Origin of the sequence: Paenibacillus nuruki (assembly GCF_001721045.1) — a bacterium.
GTDB lineage: Bacteria > Bacillota > Bacilli > Paenibacillales > Paenibacillaceae > Saccharibacillus > Saccharibacillus nuruki.
Window position 1 is genome coordinate 32040 of sequence record NZ_MDER01000030.1, and the last position, 11817, is coordinate 43856.

General features: G+C 40.7%; 11 protein-coding genes. All 11 read left to right on the forward strand.

Annotated elements, in window-relative coordinates; translation table 11 throughout:
• The 11 genes from dnaB (at position 1) to PTI45_RS04785 (ending at position 11733) form a co-directional block, all read left to right on the forward strand.
• Positions 1–1362, forward strand: coding sequence for a replicative DNA helicase (dnaB, locus tag PTI45_RS04735; RefSeq protein ID WP_069326401.1), 1362 nt, complete (start codon positions 1–3; stop codon positions 1360–1362).
• Positions 1363–1418: 56 nt separating this feature from the next.
• Positions 1419–1922, forward strand: coding sequence for a hypothetical protein (locus tag PTI45_RS04740; protein ID WP_069326402.1), 504 nt, complete (start codon positions 1419–1421; stop codon positions 1920–1922).
• A gap of 5 nt (positions 1923–1927) precedes the next feature.
• Entirely contained in the window at positions 1928–2146 is a 219-nt protein-coding gene (locus tag PTI45_RS04745; protein WP_069326403.1) for a hypothetical protein, read from the forward strand.
• A gap of 77 nt (positions 2147–2223) precedes the next feature.
• Positions 2224–2613 carry a GNAT family N-acetyltransferase gene (locus tag PTI45_RS04750; protein ID WP_069326404.1) on the forward strand — a complete coding sequence of 130 codons (390 nt, stop codon included), beginning with the start codon at positions 2224–2226 and terminating at the stop codon, positions 2611–2613.
• A 316-nt stretch (positions 2614–2929) separates the two neighbouring features.
• Entirely contained in the window at positions 2930–4216 is a 1287-nt protein-coding gene (locus tag PTI45_RS04755; protein ID WP_069326405.1) for an adenylosuccinate synthase, read from the forward strand.
• 310 nt (positions 4217–4526) lie between these two features.
• On the forward strand, positions 4527–6080 hold the full coding sequence (locus tag PTI45_RS04760) for a peptidoglycan DD-metalloendopeptidase family protein (protein ID WP_069326406.1): 1554 nt from the start codon (positions 4527–4529) through the stop codon (positions 6078–6080).
• A gap of 160 nt (positions 6081–6240) precedes the next feature.
• Positions 6241–6969, forward strand: a complete 729-nt coding sequence (gene yycF / locus PTI45_RS04765) for a response regulator YycF (protein ID WP_069326407.1) — start codon at positions 6241–6243, stop codon at positions 6967–6969.
• Position 6970: 1 nt separating this feature from the next.
• A complete protein-coding gene (walK, locus tag PTI45_RS04770; RefSeq protein WP_083243350.1) occupies positions 6971–8821 on the forward strand; it encodes a cell wall metabolism sensor histidine kinase WalK in 1851 nt (616 codons plus the stop codon).
• Positions 8818–10149, forward strand: coding sequence for a YycH family regulatory protein (locus tag PTI45_RS04775; protein WP_069326408.1), 1332 nt, complete (start codon positions 8818–8820; stop codon positions 10147–10149). Before walK ends, PTI45_RS04775 begins: the two co-directional genes overlap by 4 nt.
• A gap of 21 nt (positions 10150–10170) precedes the next feature.
• On the forward strand, positions 10171–10917 hold the full coding sequence (gene yycI, locus PTI45_RS04780; RefSeq protein ID WP_069326409.1) for a two-component system regulatory protein YycI: 747 nt from the start codon (positions 10171–10173) through the stop codon (positions 10915–10917).
• 9 nt (positions 10918–10926) lie between these two features.
• Positions 10927–11733: an MBL fold metallo-hydrolase gene (locus PTI45_RS04785; protein ID WP_069326410.1), complete on the forward strand. Its 807-nt coding sequence runs from the start codon at positions 10927–10929 to the stop codon at positions 11731–11733.
• The last annotated feature ends 84 nt before the right edge of the window (positions 11734–11817 follow it).

The window sequence follows — 11817 nt, forward strand, 5'->3', positions numbered from 1 at the left end:
ATGGGCGGCGAAATGTTTTACGATCGGGTTCCGCCACAGAATGTAGAAGCGGAACAGGCGGCACTCGGAGCGATCTTGCTTCAGTCGGAAGCGTTAATTACAGTGATGGAACGGGTAGACAGCGAGGATTTTTACGATAAATCACACCAACTGATCTATGAAGCAATGGTTAATCTCGGTGAAGAAAATCAGCCGATAGATCTGATTACATTAACTTCGTTATTACAAGATCGATCACAGTTAGAAGATATTGGCGGCGTTAGTTATCTGGCGAAGCTTGCTCATGCAGTTCCAACAGCAGCTAACGTTGATTATTACGCTCAAATTATCGAAGAAAAGTCGATGTTACGTCGATTGATTCGAACTGCAACACAGATCGTAAGCGAAGGATATGGTGGCGGCGAAGATGTCGGCAGTATGCTTGGCGATGCCGAACGACGGATTTTGGAAATTTCCAATCGCCGTACAGGTAGTGGCTTTATCGCGATTCGTGATGTGTTGATGGAAGTATTTGAACGGGTTGAAATTCTACATCAGAACAGTGGAAATACAACAGGTATTCCGTCTGGATTCGTTGATTTGGATAAAATGACAGCTGGATTTCAGCGAAGCGATTTGATTATTGTGGCTGCTCGTCCTTCGGTAGGTAAAACGGCATTTGCACTAAATATTGCGCAAAATGTAGCGGTACGTGCCAAAGAAACGGTAGCTATTTTCAGTCTAGAGATGTCGGCTGCACAGCTGGTACAACGTATGATCTGTGCGGAAGCCAATCTGGATGCGAATGTAATGCGTACCGGTGAATTCAAAGGTGATGAAGATTGGGCGAAGCTCACGATGGGGATTTCTTCTCTGTCTGAAGCCGAAATCTATATTGATGATACACCCGGAATTACCGTTTCAGAGATTCGTGCTAAATGTCGTCGTCTGAAAAAAGAAAAAGGTCTGGGTATGATCGTAATTGATTATCTTCAGCTCATTTCGGGACGCGGTAAAGCAGGCGAAAACCGTCAGCAAGAAGTCTCTGAAATCTCGCGTACACTGAAGCAAATTGCTCGTGAATTGTCTGTACCGGTTATTGCTTTGTCTCAGCTGAGCCGCGGTGTAGAGCAACGTCAGGATAAACGTCCGATGATGTCTGACTTGCGGGAATCCGGTTCGATTGAGCAGGATGCGGATATCGTTTCTTTCTTGTATCGTGATGATTATTATAATGCAGATACAGAAAAGAAAAATATTATCGAGATTATTATTGCCAAACAGCGTAATGGTCCGGTAGGTACTGTTGAACTTGTATTTTTGAAAAACTTTAATAAATTCGTGAACTATGAACGTGTGCAATCGGATATGTTTGCAGGTTAGCGATAAATAATATTATCTTAATAGTGATTAAGTACAGATATAGAGGAGTGTATAGAGTGCCTTGGATTCTTGAAGATACAGCGGGTGTTATTATATTTGCTGAATTTTTTCCTTTAACTGAATCTGATCTTCCACACATTTCTGCTAAATTAGGTTGGGAATCTTCATTTGATTGGAGCCTTTACTTACAATCTAACTCTATATTTACCGCTCTGAAATTAGTCGACAGCCATGGTGTTATTCATGGCTGTTTGGCATATCGAAAAGATCAGAATAATTTGTTTGTAGAACTTGCTTTAGTTGAAAAATCTCCGCTACATCGACGTGGAGTTTCTTATATTAATATAGGTAAGGTTTTGTTTGCATGTGCTTATAAAATTAGTTTTGATGCAGGGTTTGATGGTTTTGTAGTGCTTACACCCAAAACAAATTTAATTGATTATTATGAACGTGTATATCGTGCTCAGTTCGTTGGACATATAGATCATCACCCACGTTATTTGCTTGATCCAGCTATAGGTAAATCTTTGATTATGGTATACTACAGAGAGAGGATGTGATGCCAATGACAAACAAAATACGACGTGGAAATTATGGATATTCTGCTTTGCAAAAGGCAAGATCAGTGATACCTCGTAGATACTCACGCCTATACGGTAAGTCGGAGCAAGACATGAATACTGTTCATACCCTTACTATGCATGCACCTTTATCTGAAGATGGGGCCAAACAGATCGGTTCCAAATTAGAAGAGCTACGCAAACAATTGAAAATCAATATATAAAAAGAACTGCTCAGGCGGTTCTTTTCTTTTGTAGAATCACTATTAAATGCTAACTTCCTTTTGAAGGAGCGTAATAAATGAAAAAACCAATAACCATCAATCTATCTATAGAACCTCACGAAGTACCAGATCTGCGTGAAGCGGTAGGGTGGGAGCGTCGAGAGCAAGATTATCCTGCTTTATTAGAACGTTGTCAGTTTTATGCAGGCGCGCGAGATGAACACCAGCGACTAATTGCGTTTGGATATATCTCAGGTATGGGCTTGCAACATGGTTATTTAGAAGATATTCTGATCCATCGGGATTACCGTCATCAGCATCTTGGGACAAGCTTGGTACGTACACTATTACAACAAGCCCGGTACAATCAAATCGAAATTGTAACGTGTACGTTTACAGAAGAACATGCTTATTTTTACCAAAAATGCGGTTTGACGTTGAGTAAAGGTGGAGTATGGAGAAGTTAAGTGAGTATTTCCGAACGATAATATTTTTAATTGAATGTATTGTTCGCTTTTTATTTGACTTTAAAAAAGCAGCCTGTTACACTGATAATGGTGTTGAAAAGCTTACATTGCTTTAGTAAGTCTTTGCGTTACAGCACTGCTACGCCCTTCCACTGCGAAACGGATCATTATCATTGGCGCACGTCTGACCGTTCCTCGCAAGGAAGTTTTCATGCTGTCTGGCTGTTTGCATTATATTCGCTGTTGATCAGTTGTTTTTTTGCAACGGACAGCTCAAATTCACGGTGTATAAAAACACCTACGGAGGAATGATTTCATGTCAACTGTAGTCGTTGTGGGAACGCAATGGGGAGACGAAGGCAAAGGTAAAATTACCGACTATCTTTCAGAGAGTGCTGATCTTGTTGCACGTTATCAAGGTGGTAACAACGCAGGTCACACCATCCTAATCAATGAGAAAAAATTCAAATTAACGATGATTCCTTCTGGAATATTTTACGAAGATAAAGCTTGTGTGATCGGTAACGGTATGGTTATTAATCCATCTGCATTGATCGAAGAAATTAAATATGTGCATGACAATGGGTTTACGACGAAGAACTTAACAATCAGCGATCGTGCTCACGTGATTATGCCTTACCATATGGTACTTGATATTTTGGAAGAAGATCGTAAAGGTCCTAACAAAATTGGTACAACTCGTAAAGGGATTGGCCCTTGTTATATGGATAAAACCGCTCGTTCGGGTATCCGTATTGCTGATTTGATGGATGCAGAAGAATTTGAAATTAAATTGCGTCATCAAGTGAAAGAAAAAAATCAAGTGATTACTCAAGTCTATGGCGGCGAGCCTGTAGAAGTCGAAGAAATCTTGAAAGATTACTTGGAATATGCAGAATTTTTACGTAAGTATGTACAAGATACATCTGTCGTATTGAATGATGCTATTGATGCTGGCAAACGTGTTCTTTTTGAAGGTGCACAAGGTGTGATGCTGGATATCGACCAAGGTACATATCCATTTGTTACTTCATCTAATCCTTCTGCTGGTGGAGTATGTATCGGTTCCGGTGTAGGTCCTTCCAAAATTCAACAAGTCATCGGTGTAGCGAAAGCATACACGACTCGTGTGGGTGATGGTCCATTCCCTACAGAATTGAATGATGCAACAGGTGATACCATCCGTGAAAAAGGTCATGAATACGGTACAGTAACGGGTCGCCCGCGTCGTGTAGGTTGGTTCGATAGTGTGGTTGTTCGTCATGCTCGTCGTGTAAGTGGAATCACAGGATTGTCTTTGAACTCGTTGGATGTATTAACAGGTCTGGATACAGTGAAAATCTGTACAGGATATAAATACAAAGGTGAGTTTATTACCCACTATCCTGCAAGTCTTAAAATGCTTGCTGAATGTGAAGCAGTATATGAAGAAATGCCAGGTTGGAGCGAAGATATTACAGGCGTGAAGACATTGGACGAATTGCCAGAGTCTACACGTAACTATGTCAGTCGCGTATCTGAACTTACAGGTATTCCAATTGCTATTTTCTCAGTTGGACGTAACCGTGAACAGACGAACCAAGTAGCACCGATTTATATCTAATATTGATTTAATCCTAGTAAGTCCTATAGATGAAGCATAAACTATAGCTATATTCAGAGAAGGCATCCGTGAGGGTGTCTTTTTTGCTGTTCTTTAATCTAGTTCATTTAGAAGTGAAATGTTAATGAAGAGTAAAGTTGAAAATTTTGTCGAGATTATGGTAAAGTAAACGGGGAGTAGAAAAGGTTAATTTTTTGACACTTTTAAATGACAAATTTTAATAATTAGCATATATCATACACATAATTAACTGAACTTCACTAATAAAGTATCTAACCATGAACAGGGATAAGGATAAAAGGAGACGGTCATGAAAGGGTTTAAAAGTAAACTGGGGATGGGGAACACGCCCGAGCAAGATCAGTCGCGTGATCCACAGTTAGAAGTGCAGAGTGAACAGCAATCTACCGATCAGCCAGAAACATCTTCACCATGGTATACGATCACAGTAGATTCGATTCGTCAGGGAAAACATAAAATGCGTCGTCGGCTGATGATCGCTGCTGGAAGTCTGGTGGTTGTCGGGGGGCTTATTTGGGCAGGTACACAGTATGTGACTGCGAATACAATTCCATATTATGTGGTGTCTGTTAAAGGACAAGCGATTGGAACGATTTTGCATCAAGAAGAATTACAGCAACTTTTTACTACAAAGCGTGCTGCGTATCAAAAGAAATATCCAAAAGCGACAATGGTACTGAACACTAATGGTATAACAACAACCGAAGAACGTGCATATAAAGCACAGGTTAATTCTGCAAATACACTCAAAACACTGGACGGTATGCTAACGGCATATGCTAAAAGTGTAGATGTCAATATAGATGGTAAAGTGATCGGTGTTGTCAAAGATCAAAAAGTGATTGATGCAGCACTAGAACAGGTCAAAAAGAAGTATACGAAAAAAGCAGTATCTGCTAAAGCATCTACCAAAACCTCAAAGAAAGCTTATCCTAAACAAGTCACAGGCCTAGAATCAGTAACATTGAAACAAAAAGTATCAACGACTGAAATCAAAGCTAATCCAAATAAATTGTTAAGCAGTACTCAGTTAGCGAAAGTGATGATGACTGGTGTAGAATCACCAACTACTTATGTGGTACGTGAAGGTGATACGATTAGTTCTATTGCAGCAGACCATGATATTACACAAGAAGAGATTTTTGCGAATAATCCGAAAATCGACGAAATGGCGATGCAGATCGGTGATGAACTGATGTTAACTGTGCCGCAACCTCCAATTACTGTAACTACATTTGAAGACTATTCGGAGCAAATTGTGACAGAGCCAGCTGTAGAGATTCGCAAAAGCGAAACGATGCGTGAAGGGGAGTCCAAAGTTGTCGCTCAAGGCAGTAAAGGACTCAAACGAATCGATTATCGTGTGACCAAGCAAAATGGTCAAATGCTTCGCGAAGAATGGTTAGGTCAGGAAGTGACTAAGAAATCATCGCCTAAAGTGATTATCAAGGGTACTAAAGTGGTACAAGGCGAAGGTTCAGGTAATTTCATGTGGCCTGTATCCGGTGCGAGCGTGACCAGTCCGTATGGACAACGTTGGGGCAAAACGCATAAAGGGATCGATCTGGTAGGTAGTTCTTCTGTAATGGCAGCTGATGATGGCGTGGTCAGCTATGCAGGAACGATGACAGGTTATGGAAATGTCATTATTATTAATCATAACAATGGCTATGAGACGCTATATGGTCATTTGAGCCAGATTGATACAAGCACTGGAGCGATTGTCGAAAAAGGACAACATATCGGCGTCATGGGTAACACAGGGCATTCAACAGGAACTCATTTACACTTTGAAGTGCATACAGGTGGGGTGATCCAGAATCCACTAGGTTACTTACCATAAATCGAATAGAATGGATTCCATACAGCTTCTATATACTTTGAGTATAGAAGCTGTATTTTTATATCTATAGATTGAAATTGCCTGATACCAATGATGTCGTGGAGTAAAGGGATATGTTAAAATGAAAGCATAACAGGCAGGCATGGGGTGAATAATACAAATGCAGGGAAAAATTTTGGTTGTCGATGATGAACAACCGATCGCAGATATATTAAAATTCAATTTAGAAAAAGAAGGTTATGAAGTTATCTGTGCATTTGATGGAATAACGGCTGTTGAATTAGCATTTACAGAAGAACCGGATTTGATCTTATTGGATCTGATGTTACCGGGAAAAGACGGCATGGATGTATGTCGGGAAATACGCACACGTATGCATATGCCTATTATTATGTTAACTGCTAAAGATGCTGAGATTGATAAAGTGCTCGGGTTAGAACTAGGTGCAGATGATTATGTCACTAAGCCGTTCAGCACACGCGAATTATTAGCACGGGTCAAAGCACAGATTCGTCGTCAGCAAAAATTAACAGCTGTACCAACTGCACCAGCTGCCAAAGAAGAAGAGAAAAAAGGGCTCCGTTTGATCGAGCTATTTATTGATACCGATATGTATATGGTGTATAAAGAAAATCAGCCACTTGATCTTACTCATCGCGAATACGAATTGGTGTACTATATGGCGAAAAATGCAGGGCGAGTGATGACTCGTGAACATTTACTGCAAGCGGTATGGGGATTTGAATATTTTGGCGATGTACGTACAGTCGATGTGACGATTCGTCGTTTACGTGAAAAGATTGAAGATGATCCTAGTAAGCCAGAGTATATTTTGACGCGTCGTGGTCTAGGTTATATGATGCGTAGTCCCAAATCAGGAGGACTGTAACGTGAAGCGCAGATTTCCATTGCTTCCAGGGTTCAGCCGTACGATTCAAGCACGGCTGATCATTATTTATGTATTGCTTATTTTGATCGCCATGCAGTTAATCGGCGTTTATTTTGTGAGCGCTATGAAAAATTCATTAACCAGTAATTTTACTCAGGATCTCCAAGAACGGGCAGAATTACTTTCTGTACTGGCTGCGGATAAATGGTCAGGTAGCGGAGAAGCAGGTTCCAATGCGATCAACGATCTGAAGTTGATGGTGGATAATTTGTACAATATGAGTGGAACAGAGATTCAAGAAATCCAAGTGCTGGATATCAGCGGACGAGTTGTGATTTCCTCTCTGGAATCAGGCACTGATCTGGAAGGTCGGCGTAATACACAGACGGTAGTCAGTCGTGCGCTACAAGGGATAAGTGATAACGAAGAGTATATTATTGATGAGACAGGAGAGCGCAAACGTGTTGTTGCCAAGCCCGTAATTAGTGGTGGCAAAACAGTAGGTGCTGTCTATATTGTTGCTTCCATGAAAGAATTATATAGCACGATGAAGCGGATCAATAGTATTTTCCTTTCCGGTATTCTGATTGCACTGGCTTTAACAGCTGTGTTAGGCGTGATTTTAGCGCATACGATTACACAACCGATCAAAGAAATGACCCGCCGAGCCAAAGAAGTAGCGGAAGGTAATTTTGATCATCAGATGACTGTCTATAGTGACGATGAGATTGGTCAGCTCAGTGAAGCTTTTAATTATATGACCAGTCGTCTGCGTGATGCCCTCGCACAGAATGAAGAAGAAAAAGATAAACTGGCTTCTATTCTAAAAAATATGAGTGATGGCGTGGTCGCTACAGATGAGCAAGGACGCGTTATTTTGATGAATCGTGTGGCTGGAACGATGATGAATGTCAGTGAAGAAGAGATTGTAGGCAAAGAATTAGCAGACCTTCTATATCTTCCTGAAAATGAACGTACCAAACTTTTACAGGGTACACTGCGACGCACCGTATTGAAGCTTGGTGAAGAACATGAAGGTAATTCTTCAATTGTACGAGTCACATTCAGTCCGATTCATCGCCGTAAAGAAAGTATTACGGGTATTATTGCTGTTTTACAAGATGTTACGGAGCAAGAAAAGCTTGAAGGAGCACGGCGTGAATTTGTCGCTAATGTATCGCATGAATTGCGTACACCACTGACAACGATTAAGAGCTACACAGAAGCACTGGAGGATGGTGCTTTAGAAGAACGAGCACTTGCAGAACGATTTATTGGTGTAATCCAAAATGAAACCCAGCGTATGATTCGTCTGGTGACCGATTTGCTTCATTTATCACGCTTAGATTCAAGTGAAGCGATGTTACGCAAACAACGTACCGATGTGCGAGAGTTATTAGAAGATACGATTGATCGCTTTTCTGTTCAAATGCAGCAAAAAGATATTAAATCGGCTACTGATCTGGATGCAGATGTAGGGAGTGTGTGGATTGATCGAGATCATATGGATCAAGTGCTCGATAATCTAGTCTCTAATTCGTTAAAATACACACCGGATGGTGGTAAAGTGACACTGGGTGCATATGGTACAGAAGATGGAATGGTCGCTATAACGGTGACTGATACAGGAATAGGTATTCCAAAACAAGACTTGAATCGGATATTTGAACGCTTTTATCGGGTAGACAAAGCACGTTCTCGTAATATGGGTGGAACTGGATTAGGGCTTTCTATTGCCCGGGAAATGGTGCTTGCTCATGAAGGACATATTTCTCTAGAATCCGAGTTCGGACAATGGACCAAAGTCACAGTTACGCTACCTTTGCATGAAGAAGGAGATGGAGCACATTGAGAGAAAATATCAAATCCATCTTACTTGTAGGCTTGATTGTAGTCAGTCTGGTGCAAAGTTATTATTTGATTTACCGAATGCCTGGAGCTGATTCAGTGGCTAATTCGGAAGCCAGTTATGTACAGACAGAAGATATAGGCCCACGTACCAGTATAGAGAATACTATTTTTCCAGATCAGATGATTTTGCATCTTAAAAATAATAAGCATACGGTGTTCTATCCAGCCTCATCGAATTATAATGCGATTTATAGTCGTCTAAAAGGCAGTAATTTTAGTCAGTTTAGACGTCTATCGGTACAGACAGTGAATTGGAATGAAGTTCGTAACGATGCAGGACTGGAAATGACATTCAGTAGTGGTATTCCTGTCAGCCTGTTAGAACGAACGCTTGATATCAGCCCTGATTCACTATTTGAAGGGGATACTGTCAACCGAATCTGGATCTACAATACAGCCAATAGTACCAAGCCACGCGCTTTCTTTTTCAGTGCGAGTGGAGATGTGGTCTATGAAGCTACAGATCTAGATTGGACAAGCGCTGATATTCAGCAGATGACGTTAATGAATACAACAGCAACCAATTATCTGTATCAAACGAACAGTTATTATATTCCGCAGACAGCACTAGAGATTCAATCGCTAACTTTGAAGCTTGAAATGTACACCACTGAACAGATGCAACGCAATCTGTTTTTCGACCCAGGGGCTACACGTAATATTAATGAGGAAAATGGAACAGAAATCTATACCGATAGTAAGCGAAGTCTACAGGTCGATACCAAGCAGAAATGGATGACATATACCGATCCTACAGCTCCGACAACAGGTACGAATAATGTATCGGATAATGTATTGTCTGCGATTGACTTTGTGAATCAACATGGTGGTTGGCCGGGCTCTTATATGTTGCTGATGGATAATAACTCAAGTAATGATAAAGAATTTATTTTCCGTCAGTATATTCAGTCTTATCCAATCGTCGATACTGAGAAATTAAAGTTCGGGTATATGAAGCTAGTGATGGAACATGGAACGGTATCTTCTTATGAACGCTCGATGTTGTATACAGGTATCAACAATCCGCCCCTTAATGAATCGAATATCTCACGGGCGAAAGTGATTGCGTTACCTGGAGGGAAAGTGTTGCAAAATATGATCAAAGCTCAGATTCCAGCGGATCAGACGATTCGTGATATCTATCCAGCTTATCGTCCAACACTTGGTAATGGAGTGGTCGTACTCAATCCAGTCTGGATGGTGAAGCTACAAGATGGTCAAAGTATTGTCCTAACATCAAGCAATACGTCTATAAGTATGAAAAAATGAACATGATTTGGGAGGTCCACGATGGATTGGGGAAGAGCCAAAAGCGTACTGATCTGTGCTTTTTTATTGCTGAACGTTTTATTGGGATATCAGTTGTGGGTGGATGTACGTGATCAAGCCCAATCCAATCTGGACTTTACCTCATTAAGCGATAATGCGCAGCAAGCGATGGAAGACAAACATATTCAGGTGACTGCACAGATTCCAAGAGATACACCGATCTTGTCCAAAGTGATCTATCAATATACAGGGCAAGATGTTGTACCAACACCCATTAAGCTCAAAAGTTCTGTAGATAGCCAATTGATCTTTAACGAAGATGAATTGCGCAATCAATTATCCAACGAAATTCCTGATATTGAAAATTATCGGTATGATCCATTAGTGAGCGAAGAAAGTATCTTTATGATGCATCCGCTCATTAATAGTGATCTTCCTCTATTTAATATGAATTTACAGTTGTATTATAGTAATCAGAAGATTACATCTTATATTGAGCCTCAATGGACGGTAAGTTCCAATCAAGACCAACCCAAGCAAGAAATTATATCGGCATCCAATGCATTGGGTACTTTAATCGAAAAAGAATTACCTGAAAGTTCGGTAGTGAAAGATATAGCGCTCGGCTTTTACGGGCAGACACTGGATACGACTCATCAGCTCGCTGTACCGGTATGGCGTGTTGCTCTGGATAGTGGAGCCTTTTATTATGTACAAGCAGTAAATGGAGAAGTGATTGTTCCTCCAGCGGCAGAAAATAAGGAGTAGAGTAGACACATGGGAATACAGTTTACAGTCTTATCAAGCGGATCAACAGGCAATGCGACCATTGTTCAAAATAAAGATGCAACGATATTAATCGATGCTGGATTAAGTGCACGCCGAATCGGTGAATTGTTACAAGAGCGTGATCTAACCGGTGAACAGATTCACGGGATTCTGATTACACATGAACATTCTGATCATATTAAAGGATTAGGCGCTGTCGCTCGTAAATACGAATTACCGATCTATGCCAATGAAAAAACATGGGGTGCGATGGAACGCTCGATCGGTAAATTATCACCTGAACAAAAACAGATTATGCAAACAGGCGATCATCTTACTTTTGGTTCGATGCGGATTGAATCGTTCGGTATCTCGCATGACGCCGCAGAGCCTGTCGGTTATTTTTTTACAGATGGAGATGAGAAGCTCAGTCTAGCTACCGATCTGGGATATGTTAGTGATAAAGTGATGCAAAGTATCTCTGGCTCAGATGTGTTAGTACTTGAAGCGAATCATGATGTTGAAATGTTGCGTATGGGCAGATATCCGTGGAATACCAAACGACGTATTCTTAGCGATATCGGTCATTTATCCAACGATGCAGCAGGCGAAGCATTAAGTGAGCTGTTAACACGCAAAACCAAGCGGACGTATCTGGCTCACTTGAGTCGTGATCACAATATGATGGAACTGGCAAAGTTAACTGTACGTGATGCGATGGAAAGTAGAGGGTGCTTTTACAAAGATCATGAATTTAAGCTATGTGAAACGTATTATGATCGCCCAACACCATGGGACACGATAAGCGATAAATAAATTTATGTTCACAAAATGGTTATTTTTGGTAAAATTGAAATCATATATTTGATCTGATTAGCATAGACAAGCGAAGGGGCGATC